General features: G+C 63.5%; 15 protein-coding genes and 1 riboswitch. Of the genes, 7 read left to right on the forward strand and 8 right to left on the reverse strand.

Going from position 1 to position 17,609, the window contains the following annotated elements; genetic code table 11:
• Position 1 precedes the first annotated feature (1 nt).
• Entirely contained in the window at positions 2 to 1,318 is a 1,317-nt protein-coding gene (locus AC56PL_RS22585) for a bifunctional o-acetylhomoserine/o-acetylserine sulfhydrylase (RefSeq protein WP_495517882.1), read from the reverse strand.
• Between the two features lie 56 nt (positions 1,319 to 1,374).
• A riboswitch (SAM riboswitch) is annotated at positions 1,375 to 1,484 on the reverse strand.
• A 249-nt stretch (positions 1,485 to 1,733) separates the two neighbouring features.
• On the opposite strand from AC56PL_RS22585, the gene AC56PL_RS22590 reads away from it, so the two are divergent.
• The 6 genes from AC56PL_RS22590 (at position 1,734) to yhjD (ending at position 9,172) form a co-directional block, all read left to right on the forward strand.
• On the forward strand, positions 1,734 to 3,260 hold the full coding sequence (locus AC56PL_RS22590) for a cutinase family protein (RefSeq protein ID WP_497155196.1): 1,527 nt from the start codon (positions 1,734 to 1,736) through the stop codon (positions 3,258 to 3,260).
• 200 nt (positions 3,261 to 3,460) lie between these two features.
• Positions 3,461 to 4,684 (forward strand): NADP-dependent isocitrate dehydrogenase, encoded by a 1,224-nt coding sequence (locus tag AC56PL_RS22595; protein WP_495517880.1) that lies wholly within the window; start codon positions 3,461 to 3,463, stop codon positions 4,682 to 4,684.
• Positions 4,685 to 4,885: 201 nt separating this feature from the next.
• Positions 4,886 to 6,103 carry an MFS transporter gene (locus tag AC56PL_RS22600; RefSeq protein WP_495517879.1) on the forward strand — a complete coding sequence of 406 codons (1,218 nt, stop codon included), beginning with the start codon at positions 4,886 to 4,888 and terminating at the stop codon, positions 6,101 to 6,103.
• A gap of 11 nt (positions 6,104 to 6,114) precedes the next feature.
• Positions 6,115 to 6,921 carry an exodeoxyribonuclease III gene (locus AC56PL_RS22605; protein ID WP_497155197.1) on the forward strand — a complete coding sequence of 269 codons (807 nt, stop codon included), beginning with the start codon at positions 6,115 to 6,117 and terminating at the stop codon, positions 6,919 to 6,921.
• Between the two features lie 71 nt (positions 6,922 to 6,992).
• Positions 6,993 to 8,039 (forward strand): tryptophan--tRNA ligase, encoded by a 1,047-nt coding sequence (gene trpS / locus AC56PL_RS22610; protein ID WP_495517877.1) that lies wholly within the window; start codon positions 6,993 to 6,995, stop codon positions 8,037 to 8,039.
• A gap of 20 nt (positions 8,040 to 8,059) precedes the next feature.
• Positions 8,060 to 9,172: an inner membrane protein YhjD gene (gene yhjD, locus AC56PL_RS22615; RefSeq protein WP_497155198.1), complete on the forward strand. Its 1,113-nt coding sequence runs from the start codon at positions 8,060 to 8,062 to the stop codon at positions 9,170 to 9,172.
• Positions 9,173 to 9,204: 32 nt separating this feature from the next.
• Here the strand turns inward: yhjD and AC56PL_RS22620 are convergent, their stop codons facing one another.
• Positions 9,205 to 10,542 (reverse strand): D-alanyl-D-alanine carboxypeptidase family protein, encoded by a 1,338-nt coding sequence (locus tag AC56PL_RS22620; protein ID WP_497155199.1) that lies wholly within the window; start codon positions 10,540 to 10,542, stop codon positions 9,205 to 9,207.
• Positions 10,543 to 10,805: 263 nt separating this feature from the next.
• Complete coding sequence (locus tag AC56PL_RS22625; RefSeq protein WP_497155200.1) at positions 10,806 to 11,717, reverse strand: alpha/beta fold hydrolase; 912 nt, start codon at positions 11,715 to 11,717, stop codon at positions 10,806 to 10,808.
• Positions 11,718 to 11,801: 84 nt separating this feature from the next.
• Here AC56PL_RS22625 and AC56PL_RS22630 point away from each other — a divergent pair, with 84 nt between their 5' ends.
• Complete coding sequence (locus tag AC56PL_RS22630; protein WP_497155201.1) at positions 11,802 to 12,503, forward strand: TetR/AcrR family transcriptional regulator; 702 nt, start codon at positions 11,802 to 11,804, stop codon at positions 12,501 to 12,503.
• A gap of 152 nt (positions 12,504 to 12,655) precedes the next feature.
• On the opposite strand, the gene AC56PL_RS22635 is transcribed toward AC56PL_RS22630, so the two are convergent.
• The 5 genes from AC56PL_RS22635 to AC56PL_RS22655 all read right to left on the reverse strand — a co-directional run bounded on the left by AC56PL_RS22635 (position 12,656) and on the right by AC56PL_RS22655 (position 17,398).
• Complete coding sequence (locus AC56PL_RS22635) at positions 12,656 to 13,666, reverse strand: TauD/TfdA dioxygenase family protein (RefSeq protein WP_497155202.1); 1,011 nt, start codon at positions 13,664 to 13,666, stop codon at positions 12,656 to 12,658.
• Positions 13,667 to 13,759: 93 nt separating this feature from the next.
• On the reverse strand, positions 13,760 to 14,734 hold the full coding sequence (locus AC56PL_RS22640) for a glycine betaine ABC transporter substrate-binding protein (protein ID WP_497155203.1): 975 nt from the start codon (positions 14,732 to 14,734) through the stop codon (positions 13,760 to 13,762).
• Complete coding sequence (locus AC56PL_RS22645; RefSeq protein WP_497155204.1) at positions 14,731 to 15,501, reverse strand: ABC transporter permease; 771 nt, start codon at positions 15,499 to 15,501, stop codon at positions 14,731 to 14,733. The genes AC56PL_RS22640 and AC56PL_RS22645 overlap by 4 nt, the downstream gene beginning before the upstream one ends.
• Positions 15,498 to 16,754 carry an ABC transporter ATP-binding protein gene (locus AC56PL_RS22650; protein WP_497155205.1) on the reverse strand — a complete coding sequence of 419 codons (1,257 nt, stop codon included), beginning with the start codon at positions 16,752 to 16,754 and terminating at the stop codon, positions 15,498 to 15,500. Before AC56PL_RS22650 ends, AC56PL_RS22645 begins: the two co-directional genes overlap by 4 nt.
• Entirely contained in the window at positions 16,751 to 17,398 is a 648-nt protein-coding gene (locus AC56PL_RS22655; protein ID WP_495517868.1) for an ABC transporter permease subunit, read from the reverse strand. The genes AC56PL_RS22650 and AC56PL_RS22655 overlap by 4 nt, the downstream gene beginning before the upstream one ends.
• Positions 17,399 to 17,609 lie beyond the last annotated feature (211 nt).

Raw genomic sequence — 17,609 nt, forward strand, 5'->3', positions numbered from 1 at the left:
CTCACTTGGCCGCAGCGAAGCCTGCATCGAGGTCGGCGATGATGTCGACGATGTTCTCGATGCCGACAGCCAACCGGACCAGTCCGGGGGTCACGCCTGCGGCCAGCTGCTCTTCGGCGATCAGCTGGGAGTGGGTGGTCGAGGCGGGATGGATGACCAGCGAGCGCACATCACCGATGTTGGCGACATGGCTGTGCAGGACCAGTGCGTCGACGAACCTCTTGCCTGCGTCCACGCCGCCGGCGATCTCGAAGCCGATGATCGCGCCCTGGCCACGCGGGGCCAATTCCTGGCCTCGCTTGTACCAGCGCGAGGATTCGAGTCCGGCGTATGCCACCGACTCCACCTGCGGGTGCTCCTCCAGGTACTTGGCCACTTTCTGGGCGTTCGACACGTGGCGCTCGATCCGCAGGCTGAGGGTTTCCAGGCCCTGGGCGATGAGGAAGGCGTTGAACGGCGAGATGGCGGCACCGGTATCGCGCAACCACTGCACGCGGGCCTTGAGGGCGTAGGCCGGAGCACCGAGGTCGGCGAAGATCGCACCGTGGTAGCTCGGGTCCGGGGTGGTGAATCCGGGGAACAGGTCCACACCGTCACGCTGGCCGCGCCAGTCGAAGGTGCCACCGTCGACGATCACGCCTCCGATCGCGGTGCCATGTCCACCAAGGTATTTCGTGGCCGAATGCACCACGATGTCGGCGCCGTGCTCCAGCGGGTTGATCAGGTACGGGGTGGCGACGGTGTTGTCGACGATCAGTGGCAGGCCGGCCTCGTGGGCAACGGCGGAGATGCCGGGGAGGTCGAGGATCTCGTTGTTCGGGTTCGAGATGGTCTCACCGAACAGGGCGCGGGTGTTGGGCTGGATGGCCGCGCGCCAGCTGTCGAGGTCTTCCGGGTCATCAACGAAACTGACCTGGATGCCGAGCTTGGGAAGCGTGTAGTGGAAGAGGTTGTACGTGCCGCCGTAGAGGCGGGGGCTCGACACCACATGACCGCCGTTTTCGACGATGTTCAGGATCGAATAGGTCTCGGCGGCCTGACCCGACGCGACGAGCAGAGCCGCCACGCCACCTTCGAGGGCTGCGATGCGCTGCTCGACGGCGTCCTGGGTGGGGTTCATGATGCGGGTGTAGATGTTGCCGGGCTCGGCCAGACCGAAGAGGTTGGCGGCGTGCTCGGTGTCGCGGAACGTGTACGACGTTGTCTGGTAGATCGGCAGGGCACGGGCGGAGGTTGCCGAATCCGGGCTCTGGCCAACATGGACCTGCTTGGTTTCAAAGCTCCAGTTGTCGGCCGGATTGACGTCGGTGTCAGACATGTAGGACTTCTCTTTCTTGGTCGTTAGACATCCAATTAGAGGGTCCGACCTTTCGGACCCCGCGCTTGCCGCGGCGAACCGCAACCTGGTCGTCACCCGGAGCACCCCACCGCGGTTGGAGGGTTGCCGGTCAGCTAGCCGGGGCTTGTCGCTGACACTCAGGACCTGGCCAAAAGGATATAACACGCGCTTCCTGTGCAAAAAAGCGTTCAGCGCAGGGAGATTCTGTGATTCGCCATCGTGTAGTCCGCTCTGTACTACGTTCACGCGATTGGTCATTGTCAATACCTGTCGTAACTTCAGTGCATCGCCTTGAATTGCCTGAGGCAGTTAGCAATTCGAAACAACTGGGGCTGCTGTGGGTGTTCAGACAAGGCGTGGTCGTGTTGTTTCGAAACGGACCAATCGGCGCGCGGTGGCGCTTGCCTCCGGTGCTGCGGCGGCGGCGCTGCCGGTGCTCGGTTTCCTCGGGAGCGCTCCGGGGCTCGCCGCCGAGTCAGCGCCGTATGACTGTGGTGACGGCGGAGTGTTCGTGGTGGCCGGCACCGATGATCCGAACCACCTGCACACCCGGGGCCTGGAGGCCAGGTACACCGACCAGGACTACGTGATCAACCGGGTCGACTACCCGGCGACCTTCTGGCCACTCGGTGCGCAGAGTTACGACGCGAACATCGAGACCGGAAAAGCCGCGCTCGCCCGGGACGTGGCGACCTATCAGGCCAACTGCCAGGACAAACCGGTTGTCATCGTCGGTTATTCACAGGGGGCCCGCATCGCCGGGGATGTACTGACCGACATCGCGGCGGGCAAGGCCGGCGGCGTGACCTCGGTCGGAGTGTCGGGTGAGCTCTATTCCGACCCACGGCGACGGGGCACGAACGCCGGTGCCGGAGCCGAGGTCAACCTCATCAACGCGTATCCGGGGGCGATACTCGACGGTTCGCGCGACGGCGACTTCGGCGACATTGCGGTGTACTCGGTCTGCATCGACGGCGACGCGATCTGTGACCTACCCGATCTGCGGCGAGATCCCATCGGGGCACTGGATGCGCTGGTGGGCTTCTTCGTCAAACACCAGAATTACGGCCCGATCATGGCGGCCGGGCCAGGTGCATCCGCCGGTACCGACGGCGTCACTGTCATCAAGGAGTCCGACGGTGCCGATGTGGTCTTCATCGCCGCCGATCCATCACTGACCATCGTGCTGGCACAGGTCGGGTTACCCAACCTGCTGCGCCCGGTGATCCTCGATTTTCCCTATGCCGAACTGGCGGTCATCCAGCCGATATCACGCGCGATCATGGGATTGCTGCCTGCGCTGCCGCAGCTCGGGCACGGCGCATATCTGACCGATCTATACGCGATCCGGGACGCGCTGTCCGGTGATCCGACTGCATGGGCCGCGATCTTCGGGAGCGCGGTCAGCGTCATCCGGTATCCGGAGAACTTCGTTCGGGACTGGATCGCGGTGATCGACGCCGTCCTCGACCACCGCGACCCGGACCTCGGGTTCATCGCGGCACCGACGGTGCGAGCCATGGCGGTTGCGGCATTCGGTGCGACCACCGAGGGAGGGGCGGGCCTGGACGATCGCACCACGGATATCGCCGATTCCGGCGATTCCGGCGAGGTGCTCGCCGCGCCGACCGTCGATCACGTGCAGACGCCTGTCGCCGCCGTTTCGGTGCCGGGCAGGCACCGGGCGCCGGAAGGCACCCCGTCGGCCGTGCGACCTGCTGATGTGTTCGCCGACGCCCCGGTGTGGAGCGGTCCGGCAACCTCGCAGCCGGACCTGGGTGTCGATGACGGCGGCCACGACGCCGCCGATTCCGCGGCAGATCAGGAGCCGGCTGTTTCGGCGCAACCGGTGTCCCAAGAGCCTGCCGCGTCCGATACAACGCTCGTTGACCTGTCCGCGGATCTCGCTTCCGCCCCGTGAGCCGGTCTCTGCGCCGACCCCCATGACCCGCCGGTGATGGGTATGCTGGCAAGCAGTACGCCCGTTATATTTGCATGTGCTCGGTGAGCGAGATACCTGCCCGCCGGACTAGGTTGAACATGTTTGGGTGCAGGCGCGCGCCGGCGCACGAGGCGGCGCCCGAAGCAGGGCCCACATCGTCGAGGAGGACGCGTAGCCATATGGGCAAGATCAAGGTCGAAGGAACGGTCGTAGAACTGGACGGGGACGAGATGACCCGCATCATCTGGCAGTTCATCAAAGAGAAGCTGATCCACCCCTACCTCGATCTGAACCTGGAGTATTACGACCTCGGCATCGAGGAACGTGACCGTACCGACGACCAGGTCACCATCGATTCGGCGTACGCCATCCTCGAACACGGTGTCGGCGTCAAGTGCGCCACCATCACCCCCGACGAAGCCCGGGTCGAAGAGTTCGGCCTGAAGAAGATGTGGCGCTCACCCAACGGCACCATTCGAAACATACTGGGCGGCACGATCTTCCGTGCTCCGATCATCATCTCCAACGTCCCGCGACTGGTCCCGGGGTGGACCAAGCCGGTCATCGTCGGTCGCCACGCGTTCGGTGACCAGTACCGTGCGACCGATTTCAAGGTTGCCACCGCGGGCAAGGTCACCATCACGTTCACCCCGGACGACGGCTCCGCGCCGATCGAGCACGAGATCGTTCAGATGCCCGAAGAGGGTGGCGTCGTGATGGGTATGTACAACTTCAACAAGTCCATCGAAGACTTCGCGCGGGCATCGCTGAACTACGGTCTGCAGCGCAACTACCCGGTGTACCTGTCGACCAAGAACACCATCCTCAAGGCCTATGACGGAGCGTTCAAAGACATCTTCCAGCATGTCTTCGACACCGAGTTCAAGGCTGAATTCGACGCTGCCGGAATCCATTACGAGCACCGGCTCATCGACGACATGGTGGCCTCCAGCCTCAAGTGGGAGGGTGGATATGTCTGGGCCTGCAAGAACTACGACGGCGATGTGCAGTCGGACACCGTGGCCCAGGGATACGGTTCGCTGGGCCTGATGACCTCTGTCCTGATGACACCGGATGGCAGCGTCTGCGAGGCGGAGGCCGCGCACGGCACCGTCACCCGGCACTTCCGTCAGCACCAGCAGGGCAAGCCGACCTCGACCAACCCGATCGCGTCGATCTTTGCGTGGACGCGCGGTCTCGATCATCGTGGCAAGCTCGACAACACCCCTGAGGTGCGTGAGTTCGCCCAGAAACTCGAGGACGTTGTCATCGAGACGGTCGAGAGCGGCAAGATGACCAAGGATCTCGCGCTCTTGGTCGGCGGCGACCAGGCGTACCAGACCACCGAGGAATTCCTTGGGGCACTTGATGAGAACCTCGAGGCGGCCATCAAGGCCGGCTGACCGGCCGAAAATCGCATCGGAATCCGCGGCGGACGTCGTTGGCGGATTGTCGTCCTGTGGGTCAATTCACGTCCGATCCCGGAATGACTCGTGACCTCTGCCGGTTGACACCGTAGCTACGCCGGTTGAAGAACCCCCAGCAGTATCGCCGTTGCCCCCGATCACCCCGATCACCCCCGATCGTCTTCGAGAGGTTCGAACATGTCCGCAGTCAGCACCGTCGCCCCCGAATCCTCGGGGGTGGTGCGGAACAGTAGACGGACCGCCATTCTGGCGTTGTCGCTCGGCGCGTTCGGCATCGGTACCACCGAGTTCGTCGCGATGGGGCTGCTGCCGGACATCGCCGATTCACTGGGAACCAGTGAACCGACGGCCGCGCACGTGATCTCCGCCTACGCGCTCGGTGTTGTGGTGGGCGCTCCTACAATTGCGGCACTGACCGCGCGAATGTCACGACGCACCTTGCTGATTGCGCTGATGGTCGCCTTCACCGTCGGCAATGTCGCCACCGTGTTCGCCCAGAACTACGGCATGTTGATGCTCGCCCGCTTCGTCGCCGGACTGCCCCACGGCGCCTACTTCGGTGTTGCAGCCCTCGTGGCCGCCCATTTGGCTGGTCGTGAGTCCCGGGCAAAGGCAGTGGGCCAGGTGATGATCGGACTGAGCGTTGCCAACGTTGTCGGAGTGCCTGCGGCGACATGGCTCGGTGGCGCGCTCGGCTGGCGGGCCGCGTTTGTGGTGGTGGCCGTGATCGGCTTGTTGACGATCGGGGCTCTGTTCAGATTCCTGCCGGCACTGTCGGACATGAAGATCACCAATCCGATGACCGAACTCGGCGCTCTGAAACGGCCGCAGGTGTGGTTCGCGCTCCTCATCGGCATCGTCGGATTCGGCGGGATGTTCGCGTTCTACACCTACATCAGCACCACGCTGACCAGTGTGTCGGGCGTCTCCGAATCCCTCGTCCCGTTTGCCCTGATGCTCTTCGGTCTGGGCATGGTGGCAGGCAACATCCTCGGTGGTGTGCTTGCCGATCGTGGTGTGGTCAAGGCGATACTCATCAGTCTGGTCTCCATCGTGATCGCACTGACCGGGTTTGCCCTGCTGGCGAGTAATCCGTGGGCCGCGCTGATCCTGACCTTCTTCATCGGATTGACCGGCGTTGCGCTGACCCCGGCGCTGCAGATCCGGCTGATGGATGTCGCCGAGGACGCGCAGACCCTGGCCGCGGCGTTGAACCACTCGGCACTGAACATCGCCAATGCTGGTGGTGCGTGGATGGGCGGGCTGGTGATCGCGGCCGGATACGGATACCGGGCACCGTCGGTGCTCGGTGCCGGGCTGGCCATCGCCGGCCTCGCGGTCCTCGGGCTGGCGGTGCTGTACGCCCGCAAATTCGCTGTCACAGGACGCACGTAGGCTCGCCCGACGTGACCACAATCGTGACGACGATCAACGTAAACGGCATTCGCGCCGCTGTGAAGCACCGCTCGGAGCGCAATCTGGGGCTGATCCCGTGGCTGCGTGAAACCACCACCGACCATGTCCTGCTCCAGGAGACCAGGGCCACCGAGGAGCAGGTCGTCGAGGCGCTGGCCCCGGCGCTGGACGACGGTTGGTTCCTGAGCCTGCACGAGTCGTCGGTGAAGGGCCATTCAGGGGTGGCGATCCTCTCCCGCACCAAGCCGGACAAGGTTCGCAAAGGTTTCGGCAGCGATGAGTTCGACGACACCGGGCGCTATATCGAAGCAGATTTCGGAACGCTGACCGTGGCCAGTCTGTATCTACCCAAGGGCGCCGGTGACGGTCCCAAGCGCGAGGCGAAGTTCCGTTTTCTCGACGAGTTCGGAGCGCACCTGGGCGCACTCGGCCGGAAGCGCCGGGGTGTGGTGGTCGGCGGCGACTGGAACATCGCACCCACCGCCCTGGATCTGAAGAACGCCAAGGGCAACGTGAAGAACCCCGGCTTCCTGCCGGAAGAACGCGCGTGGGTGGCCGGGGTACTGGAGACCGGATGGCGTGACGTCGCCCGTGATCTCGCCGGTGAGGTCGCCGGGCCGTACTCGTGGTGGAGCTGGCGCGGCAAGGCATTCGACAACGACTCGGGCTGGCGGATCGACTATCAGCTGGCCAACAAGACGATGGCCGCCACGGCGACGAAGTCCTGGGTCGATCGTGCCGGTGCCTACGATCTGCGGTGGTCAGACCATGCGCCGGTCACCGTGGAGTACGCCTGAGAGGCGTGCCGCCCGGAGCGTGCGGGTGCGGTGTGTGAAATGCGGTGGCGCCCGGATGAGAGAATTCGTCCGTGAGTGAATCGGTAACCGAAACCAAGCCCGCCCGGCGCAAGAGAGTCCTGTCGGGTATCCAGCCCACCAGTGACTCCTTCCATCTCGGGAACTACCTGGGTGCGGTGCAGCAGTGGGTGAGGTTGCAGGACGAGTTCGAGCAGGCGTTCTACTTCATCCCGGACATGCATGCCATCACCACCGCGCACGACCCCAAGGCGTTGCGCGATCGCTCGCGGCGCAGCGTTGCCCAGCTGCTGGCTCTCGGTGTCGATCCGGCACGCTCGACCATCTACCTGCAGTCGCATGTGCCCCAGATCGCTCAATTGACGTGGGTGCTCTCGTGCCTCACCGGTTTCGGCGAAGCCGGCCGGATGACCCAGTTCAAGGACAAGTCGGCCAAACAGGGCACCGATCACGCGAGCGTCGGATTGTTCACCTACCCGATCCTGATGGCCGCCGACATCCTCACGTTCCAGGTCGATCAGGTGCCGGTGGGCGAGGACCAGCGTCAGCACCTGGAACTGACCCGAAATCTGGCCCAGCGCTTCAACTCTCGGTTCGGCAAGACGTTCATTGTTCCGGAGGCGTACATCGTCACCGAGACCGCGAAGATCTATGACCTGCAGAACCCGTCGGCGAAGATGAGCAAGTCGGCCGAGTCCGATTCCGGTCTGATCAATCTGCTCGATGACCCGAAACGGTCGGCGAAGAAACTTCGTTCGGCGGTCACCGACAACGGCCGGGAGATCATCTTCGACCGTGAGGAGAAGCCGGGTGTGAGCAACTTGCTGACGATCCTGTCGGCGCTGAGCGGTAAGTCGGTGGACGACCTCGTCGCCGGATACGACGGCCAGGGTTACGGCCAGCTCAAGGTCGACACGGCCGAGGCGTTGACCGAGTTCGTGATTCCGTTGCGGGCCCGTTTCGATGAACTGCTGGCAGATCCGGCTCAGCTCGATCAGATTCTGGCCGCGGGTGCGCAGACGGCTCGTGAAGTGGCTTCGCGAACGTTGGCAACCGTCTATGACAAGGTGGGATTTGTAGCGCCAGTGCCGCTCGACTGACACACCGAACGGGGAACGACATGCCACAGGCTCGCGCCGGTACAAAGCTCAAGCCACGGGCATCCGATCACGGCCAGGACGCACACAAACCGGGTGTGATCACCACGCCCGGTGCGGCCGACAAGCCGTCGTTTCTCGATAAACAGCGCGCACGATATCCATGGTTCAACCACCTCATGGAGGCGGCGACGCGGTATCAGGGTTCCAAGGGTGACTACTTCGCCGCCGGGGCCACGTACTTCAGTGTCTTCGCGCTTTTCCCACTGTTGATGATCGGGTTTGCCGTCGCCGGTTTCGTGTTCGCCAACAACGAGGAGTTACTCGACAAGGCAAAGGACAAGATCGCCGATTCCGCGGACGGCAGCATGGGTGAGCAGCTCACCGATCTGATGGACCAGGCCATCGAGTCGCGCGCCACGATCGGTGTCCTGGGTCTGCTGATCGCCCTCTATGCCGGTCTCGGGTGGATGGCGAACCTGCGCAACGCGCTGACCGTGCAGTGGGGTTCAGAACCCGAATCGCCTGGCATCGTGAAGACCAAGTTGTCCGATCTCGGTGCCCTCCTCGGCCTCTTCCTGGCCATGATCGTCACCTTTTCGCTGTCGGCGCTGTCCAGTAGCAGTCTGGTCCATCAGATTCTGGAATGGCTGACCGTCGATGACCTCCCAGGGGTGTCATGGGCGGTTCGGGCGGTTTCCGTGGTGCTCTCGATCCTGGCGTCATGGTTGCTGTTCACCTGGGTGATCGCGAAACTGCCCCGGGTGGCACTACCGTTGCGCAACGCGTGGAAGGCCGGATTGCTCACCGCCGTGGTGTTCGAGGTCTTCAAACAGGTGGCGAGCTTCTACCTCAAGTCCGTGGTGAGCGGCCCTGCCGGAGCCACCTTCGGGCCGATTCTGGGCATCATGGTTTTTGCCTTCATCACCACCCGGATCATCCTGTTCGCCACCGCTTGGGCGGCCACCGATCCACGCAACCGCAAGTACGAGCCGACATCGGTACCGGATTCGGTGGTCATCAGCCCGCGGGTCGTGGTCCGCGAAGGACTCTCCGGGCGTGGTGCGGTGGCAGCTGTCGGTGCCGGTGTGGTTGCGGCGTTGGGTATTTCGGCCGCGACACGGCGCAAGCGCTGACGTCACCGGCGATTTCGGTCCGGAGGCGGAACTCAGGAGCGCTTGTTCAAGCGCAGCCCGGCATAAACCAGTGCCACCACGATCAGCATGCCCACCAGCCCGATGATCAGCTTGGCAGTGACCGACGTGGAATCGGATGGAAGTCCGTCGGCCGATGCGATGTCGCCGCCGGCGCCGGTGCCGGGGGAGTCGGATTCGGAGAGTTCTTCCACCAGATCCTCGGGCCCGTCGACCAGGACGCCGATGTTCTGATCAGCCGACTGGGCGAAGCCGTAATCGAGCATCGCTTCGGCCTGTCGCCAGAATGATCCGGGGCTGTCGTTGAGTCCGTACATCTGGACCACGAGAATCTGCCGACCATCGCGCTCTGCCGCCCCGACAAAGGTTTTGCGGGCATCGTCGGTGTATCCGGTCTTACCGGCAATGGTTCCCTCATAGTCGTACATCAATTGGTTCATGTTGTAGAGATCGATTCCCAGATCCGCCGCCGGTACCGCTGCGGGTGTGGTTTCGGTGGAGAATCCGTCGTTCTCCGGCGTTTCGGTTGGCATGCCCGGATAGCCGGGGAAGTGGGCCTGATCTTCTTGTGAGATCTCGACGAAGTCAGGATTCTGCAATGCCGCCGCGAAGATCAGCGCCTCGTCGTACGGGGAGGTGGTCATGCCCGGTGCATCAAGGCCTGACGGGGATGCCGCGCGGGTGTCCTTCGCGCCGAGCCGCTCCGCCATCGCGTTCATCTTCGCAACGGTGGCATCGGTTCCGCCCAGTTCGCGGGCCAGGGCGTTCGCACAGTCGTTGCCCGAGACCAGGATCAGTCCGGTCATCAGGTCGCGCACCGTATATGTGCCACCGGGTCCGACGCCTGCGGCATCGCCTTCGACGTCGTCGTCTTCCTGGGTGCCGGTGATGGTGGCGTCGAGGTCCAGTTCGTCGAACACCACGAGCGACAGGAGCACTTTGATGGTGCTGGCCGGCCGGTAGCGCCCGTGGGGATCCTTGGCGGCCAACACGGTTCCGGCCGTCAGGTCGGCGATGAGCCAGCCGGTCGCGGTCAGACCCGCGGGCGCGGGAGCGGCTCCTTCGGCCAGCACGACCCCGCAACCGCCGAGTTCGTCACCACCGATCGGTGGGTCGGGCACCGGCAGTGGCGTGGGTGTCGTGGACCCATCGGGAATCACCTCGGACTCGTCGATCGGCGCCACCGGTGTGGTCTGGTACGGGCACGCGTCGGTCACCGTCTCGGGCGCGGGCGCTCCGATCGGCGGCGTGATCGTCACCGGGGTGGCCCCGGACAGCGCCGGACTGCCGATGGCGGTGAAAAGGAGTGACGCCGCCAACAGGGCTGCGGCGCGTGTCGTGAATCGGATCATCGCACCGGACGATACCGCTGTTGGGACCTGTTTGGGCCGCCGTGCGGCGGCAATTCGGCCCAATTGAACTTTTCGAAATCGACTGATCGGGCGCGCGATGCGGAGATGGGCCGCCTGAGAGGCATCCGAAGCGGGAACCATCAGGGCGGTGCCGGTTTCGCCTCGGGGCCTGGTCGGCTCATTCGGGTCAAGCGGTGCAGGGGCATGTTGCACCGTGTCGGAGATCGCACGCCCTGTGCGCGACGGATCGGTTGTTCGGTGACCTATTTTCTGGTGTTCTCGCCTGCGAGTTCGCGGATTGCCTTGGCCAGTGGTGCCCATGCATGCGGGGGTAAGTCGTGCCCGACCTCGGGAAGGATAAGGGTGCTCGAGCCGGGTATTTTGGACGAAATTGCATGCGCAGCAGTAATTTTGATGAGCGGATCGTCTTCGCCGTGCACGACCAATGTGGGACTTGCGATCTCGGTGATCGCTGGGCCACTCCATCGGGCGCCGATCTGGCGACTCTGTGCCTGTTGGTCGTGAATCCCGGGGTCGGGATTGCTTTCCAATTGTGCGCGCATTGCCGCTTCGTCGAACTCTCGGCGCGGGGAGGCGAGTAGTCGTGCGACGGCCAGACCGGCGTCGATTGCGCCCTCTCGGTTGTCAGGGAACTTCAAGCGCGCGAACTTGGAGAGTGTGCGCAAGCGGATGAAGCGGAATGTTCGCAACCCGGTGACATCGCCCGGGACAGCCGCGATAGATGTGAGGGAACGCACCCGGGCGGGGTGTCGGAGGGCGACACGTTGCGCGAGAGCGCCGCCGAGTGAGATTCCGAGTATGTGCACGATGCTCCACCCGAGTTCGTCGACTACCGCAATTGCATCGTCCGCCATGTCTTCGGCGGTGTATCCCTCACTGCGTTTGGTCAGGATCGCGGCGATGGGGTTTCGTACGGCCGTCGGCGGCAGATGGGTGGACTCGCCGCCGTCGCGCTGGTCGTAGCGCGCGACAGCGAACCCCTGCGCGGCCAGTTGTTCACAGAATCCATCAGGAACTGCGTGTCGGTTGACGCCCAAGCCGGTGGCGATCAGTAATGGTGTGCCGCCGAGTTCGGGCCGGTATTGATCGAATGCCAGACGTACCGATCCGTTCTGAGCCCATCGCCGCGGTCCCCATGCATTGTCGAGTGTCATCTTGAACCTCCCATTTACTGCGTTCGCTGAATGCAGTTTTAGTGTAGGTTACTGACGACATCCGCGAGTGGAAGGTGAAGACGAGTGGCACGGTCCGGGACGGAGCAACGGCACACGACGGTGTGGGAACGCTCGTGCGGCACGCGCGGGCCCGCGCCGACGCACAGTCGCGACGATGTCGCTGCCGCGGCGATGGAACTTGCGCAAGAGGGGGGCTTGTCGGTCGTCTCCACTCGCCGGATTGCTCAGAAACTCGGGGTGAGTCAGTCGGCTCTGTACCGGTACGTGGCGGGCTATGACGACGTGCTCGACCTCATTGTTGATGCTGCTGCCGGCGAGATCGACCTCGATGTCCCGTTGCGCGGCGAGGCGATCGACGACCTCACCGATCTCGCGGCCCGCGCGAAGGGCGTTCACGTGAGACACCCGTGGTTGCTTGACGTTCCGGTCGAAGCGATGCGCATCGGGCCGCGGGGGATCGACTTTCTCGAGTACGCCCTTCGGGCCATGGCTACGGTCGACGTATCGGGGATGGTGAAGTTACAGGTGGTGGCTGTGCTGAACACCCTTGTCCAGCAGTTTGCGCGCGCCGAGGTCGGTGGCGGAACGGCGAGACAGGAACGCCGAATCTCTCAGGTGATGTACTTGCACAAGACCGCCGCGGTCGGCGGTCATCCGTATCTTGCAGCAGCGCTCCATCTTTCGGATCCAGGCGTCGACCAGTCTGGTGACATGTTCGAGTCTGTGTTGCGCCGAGTCCTCGGTGGCATGCTGACGCCGGATTGATTGCCGGTGACGGAGTTCTCGTCACGGACTGTGAGTGCTCGGTTTCTTCACTCAAGCGTTCAGCAGAACAGCGAAGAGATCCTGTGACGCAGAACGGAGAAAGTTGATACCGAACCACCTGTGGCTCAGGGGCAGCTCGAATCAATCGATCTTCAACGACCCGAACTCGGCGACTCCGCAAATCCGCGAATACTTGCCGAGCTTGCCGGCGCCCATCCCGCCAGTGGTCGCGGTGTTTCGACTACCGAATATCCAGTCGCATCACCCTCGATGATCGTCGACCGATCCCGATGAACACCGATGGGTATGTCGCCGGCAAGCGTCACGCGATTGACTCGCCGGAATTGGTCACCGAAGTCGGCCACGCCGTAATGCTGAGTGGAACGGTTGTCCCAGATTGCGACGTCACCGGCGTTCCAGTTCCAGCGAAACGTGTTGTCGGGACGTTCGATCCGCGCCTGGAGTAACCGCAGCAGATCGCTGGTCTCGGAGGTCTTGAAACCCGAGAACGACTTGACGAAGTGGCCGAGGGTCAGTGCCCGCTCACCGGTTTCGGGGTGCACCCGTACCGCCGGGTGTTCGGTCTGAAAGACGGTCTTGACGAACTCTTCGCGGTACGCCGGGTCCGAGCTGTCGCCGACGGTGAGGTGTTCGGCGTAGTCGTAGTCGTTGGTGTGAACGGTCCGCAACTGGTCGGCAAGGGCGCGCATCGGGCTCGGGAGATTGGCGTAGGCGGCCACCGTGGATGCCCACATCGTGGCGCCGCCGTACGTGGGACGGACGGTGGCGCGCAACACGGAGATCTTGGGGATCCGGTCGACGAAGGAGACGTCGGTGTGCCAGGAATTGGCAGCGCCTTCGAGGGGGAGCAGGTCTTCGCCCCGGGAAAGGACGGTCGGATGCGCCTTGGTCGGCGTACCGAGCAGTGATGCGAACTCGTACTGCGAGATGTCGTCGAGATGGTGCTGACCGGTGAAGATGACCGCCTTGTGCGTTGCGATGACAGTGCGGATGGCCTGCACTGTTGCAGCGTCGAGGTCGCCGGACAGCCGGACACCATCCACCCGGGCGCCGAGATGTTCACCGAGTTTGGTCACCGTCAGGCTCGAGGATGCCGACAGGGTGGTGGTACCGGTGGCGGGAGATTCGATCAGAGCGGTCATGACTCCAGTTTTGCTGTAACTCCGCAGTGTCGAAACCTTAGGAGCACCCTGATCGAAAGTCGGTGTCACACAAGTCGGTGCCACTTTCGACGTTCACCCGTTGGTGATGAAGCCTTCGGAGATCATCCAGTCCCGTGCCACGATCGCCGGATCCTTGCCGTCGACATCGACCTGCTTGTTGAGCTCGGTGATCACCTCGTTGGTGAGGGCTGCGGTCACCGGGGCCGTCACCTCGGCGATCTCGGGGTGCTTCTCGAAAAAACTCGCCTTCATCGTCACGGACGGGTTGTAGTGCGGGAAGAACTGTTTGTCATCGGTGAGGACGACCAACCCGAGCCCGGCGATCCGACCATCGGTGGTGAACACCTCACCGAACTTGCATTGTGTTCCGGTCGAGGTCGCCTGGTAGATGATCCCGACCTGAAGAATCGGGGTGTCGGCTTTTGCCGGATCGAACCCGTACGCGGCGGCCATACCCGGATATCCGTCTTGGCGGGCCCGGAACTCGGTGTCCACGCAGGTCGCGGCCGCGGCCGGATCTTGCTTGACCAACTCGGCATACTCGGAAAGGTTCGTCACGCCGGTTTCGTCGATCACCTTTTGGCTGGCGGCCAAGGCATAGGTGTCATCCATCGGACCAGGCTCGAGCCACACCATGTCATTGCGTTCGAGGTCTTCGTCGCGCACCGCCTCGAATTGTTCCCGGGTGTCGGCAATCGGCTTTTCGTGACCGAGATAATTGATCCAGGCATTGCCGGTGAACTCGTAGGCGACGTCGACCTGACCGGCGATCTGCGCATCACGTGTACTGCGCGAACCCACGATCCCGGTCATGTCCCGCACATCGGCGCCTGCCGCGACGAGGGTGAATTCGAGGATGTACCCCAGGATCACCTGCTCGGTGTATTCCTTGGATCCCACGGTGATCTGAACACCTTTGAGACCCTCGTTCTCGGTGATCGAACCCGGGCCGATCTTGAGGGGTACGGCACCGCCGGACGACAGGCCACAACCGGCGAGCAACGCGCAGACGATCGCGGCGATGACCGGCTTGAGTAGGCGGCTCACCCTCGGACCCCCTTCGGCCCCAGGTAATACTCGGCCATCGCGCCGACCCAATCCACGAGCAGCGCCAGGCACACCGCCAGGACGCTGCCGAGGATCAGCGTGACGTTGTCCCGCAGCTTGTAACCGGTGTCGATGAGGACACCGAGACCGCCGGCGTTCACCAGGAAGCACAGCGTCGCGGTACCGACGGCCAGAACCAGCGAGGTACGCAGGCCCGCGAGGATGTACGGCACGGCCAACGGCAATTCGACCCGGAAGAGAATCGATGACCCGGACATGCCCTGTCCTTGGCCGGCGTCGATGAGTGACTTGTCGACCTGATCGATGCCCAGGATCGTGCTGCTGAACACCGGCAGCAGCGAATACACCGCAATCGGCAGGACGCCGATCCAGAAACCGGTCTCACCGGTCCACAGGAAGAGCAGGACGAGCAGACCGACGGCCGGCGCGGCCTGCCCGATGTTCGCCACCCCGATGAGGGGCGGTCGCAAGAAGCGGGCGTGGCCGCGGGTGACCAGGATCCCGAGCGGGACTCCCGCGAGGACCACGATGGTGGCGACCGTGATCGTGATCAGCAGATGCTGCCAGAGCAGTGTGCTCACGTTGCCTGCGTTGATGTTCACTTTCTGGGTGGCGGTCAGATCCCGGTTGAATGCCCAGACGATGACGGCGACCGCGACGACCAGCACGAGGATCGGCTGGATGATCAGGCGCAGGCGGTCCGCCACGCTGATCGAGGTCGGCGGTGTCTCGACGGCGGTGGTCATGGCGTGACGTCCCTGGTGTCGGGGTTGTCAGAGTTGTCGCGGGAGTCGGGTAGGTCAGGGGCGTCGGGGGCGGTCTTCGAGGCGGATGAGGTGTCGCGGAGCTTGGTGATGGTGGAGATCAACGTCTCGAGTGTCACCACCCCCTGATAGCGGTTGCCCGCGCCTGCGACCACTGCGGAGGCGTGGTCCTCGGCGAGCATCGCCTCGAGCGCGTCCTGCAGGGTGGCCTGCACGCTGATCACCTCGCCGAGCGGTTCGGCGAACTCCTCGACGGTGCGGGCCTGCCGGAGCCGACTCTCGCGCACCCAGCTGACCGGGCGTTCCCGGTCGTCGAGAATGACGGCCCAATCGTGTTCGCCGGCGGCAAGTTCCGCTCGGAGTGCGTCGATATCATCCCCGGCGTGCGCGGTGGCCCGGGCCTCGAGGTCGATGTCCTTGACCCGGACCAACCCGAGTTGGCGTAGTGAGGCACCGGTGCCAACGAACCCGGCCACGGTGTCGTCTGCGGGATTGGCGAGGATCGCCTGCGGGGTGTCGTATTGCAGGATCTTCGACTGCTGACCGAGTACCGCGATGCGGTCACCGAGTTTGACCGCCTCGCTGAAGTCGTGGGTGACGAAGACGATGGTCTTGCCCAATTCGCTTTGCAGTCGCAGGAGTTCGTCCTGCAGCGAGCTACGGGTGATCGGGTCGACGGCACCGAAGGGTTCGTCCATCAGGAGTACGGGCGGGTCCGCGGCCAGAGCCCGCGCGACACCGACGCGTTGCTGCTGCCCGCCGGACAACTGACGTGGGTAGCGGCCTGCGTACTGTGCCGGATCGAGACCGACGAGATCGAGTAGCTCTTCGACGCGGGCGGCGATACGTTTCTTGTCCCACTTGAGCAATCCCGGTACCAGTCCGACGTTCTGGCGGATCGTCATGTGCGGGAAGAGCCCGGCCTGTTGGATCGAGTAGCCGATCGAGCGTCTCAACTCGGTGGGTTTGATCGACAGTGCATCTTTGTCGCCGATGGTGATCTTGCCCGACGTGGGCTCGCTGAGGCGGTTGATCATCCGCATGGTGGTGGTCTTGCCGCATCCGGAGGGCCCGACCAAGACGACGATGTCGCCGGCCGGGATGTGCAGCGAAACATCATCCACCGCTGGTGTTTTGGACCCCGGGTAGGATTTCGACACGTGTTCGAGGGTGATCTGCACCCCGGTCGGGTTTGCTGAGCGCAGGCTTTTCGACGCTGAGGTCTGTTCTGTCATCGGATGCCTTTCGACGTTGTGAGCCGTCCGAGAAGTACGTAGAGGGCGTCGAGAGCGAGAGCGAGTACGACGATCAGCAGGGTGCCGCTCAGGGCCATCGGCACCGCGGTCGGACTGCCGACGCGGGCGAGGCCGGCGAAGATGAGATTGCCCAGTCCCGGGCCCTTGACGTACGCGGCGATGGCCAGCACGCCCATGGCCATCTGCGTGCTCAGTCGCATCGCGGCCAGAATTGCCGGCCACACCAAGGGGAGTTGCACCCGGACGAGGGTGATGAAGCCGCCCATGCCAATTCCCCGGGCGGCGTCGATGAGTGCCGGCTCGATGTTGTTGAGTCCGACAATGGTGTTCCGGATGATCGGTAGCAACGAATACAGCACCAAAGCGGTCACCGACGGTATGACACCGAGACCGACGAGCGGGATGAGCAACCCCAACAGGGCAAAAGACGGAACGGTCAGGATGGCGCTGGAAATCGATGTGGCCAGATTGGAAGCGATGTCGCTGCGATAGGTGAGCAGACCGACCACGACACCGATCACGGTCGCGATGAGAACGCTTTGAAGCACCGCACTGACATGCTGATAGGAATCGAACACCAACTGAGATCGGTGTGACGTCATGTAATCCCACAATGCGTTCAACCGGTGCCCCCGTTCTTCACTCGTCGTTCCAGCCGTCCACACTCGAACACTGACACCGACAAACCCCCGGCGCAATGATCAACATGTTGGCCTATTTCTCTCGTCCGCGCACCCATGACATTCGGTTTTCGACTCGATCAATTGGTTTTCGATGACATTTGTCATGGCCCGGACATGTGTATTCGTCGGGCTTTTGATGATCGTGTGCACT

The sequence above is a fragment of the Williamsia sp. Y721 genome (genome assembly GCF_059683565.1).

Coding starts and splice junctions, on each gene's coding strand:
- AC56PL_RS22650 (WP_497155205.1), bottom strand. CDS start 16,754: ATGACAGAACAGACCTCAGCGTCGAAAAGCCTGCGCTCAGCAAACCCG.
- AC56PL_RS22635 (WP_497155202.1), bottom strand. CDS start 13,666: ATGACCGCTCTGATCGAATCTCCCGCCACCGGTACCACCACCCTGTCG.
- yhjD (WP_497155198.1), top strand. CDS start 8,060: ATGCCACAGGCTCGCGCCGGTACAAAGCTCAAGCCACGGGCATCCGAT.
- AC56PL_RS22600 (WP_495517879.1), top strand. CDS start 4,886: ATGTCCGCAGTCAGCACCGTCGCCCCCGAATCCTCGGGGGTGGTGCGG.
- AC56PL_RS22595 (WP_495517880.1), top strand. CDS start 3,461: ATGGGCAAGATCAAGGTCGAAGGAACGGTCGTAGAACTGGACGGGGAC.
- AC56PL_RS22585 (WP_495517882.1), bottom strand. CDS start 1,318: ATGTCTGACACCGACGTCAATCCGGCCGACAACTGGAGCTTTGAAACC.
- AC56PL_RS22620 (WP_497155199.1), bottom strand. CDS start 10,542: ATGATCCGATTCACGACACGCGCCGCAGCCCTGTTGGCGGCGTCACTC.
- AC56PL_RS22645 (WP_497155204.1), bottom strand. CDS start 15,501: ATGACCACCGCCGTCGAGACACCGCCGACCTCGATCAGCGTGGCGGAC.
- AC56PL_RS22625 (WP_497155200.1), bottom strand. CDS start 11,717: ATGACACTCGACAATGCATGGGGACCGCGGCGATGGGCTCAGAACGGA.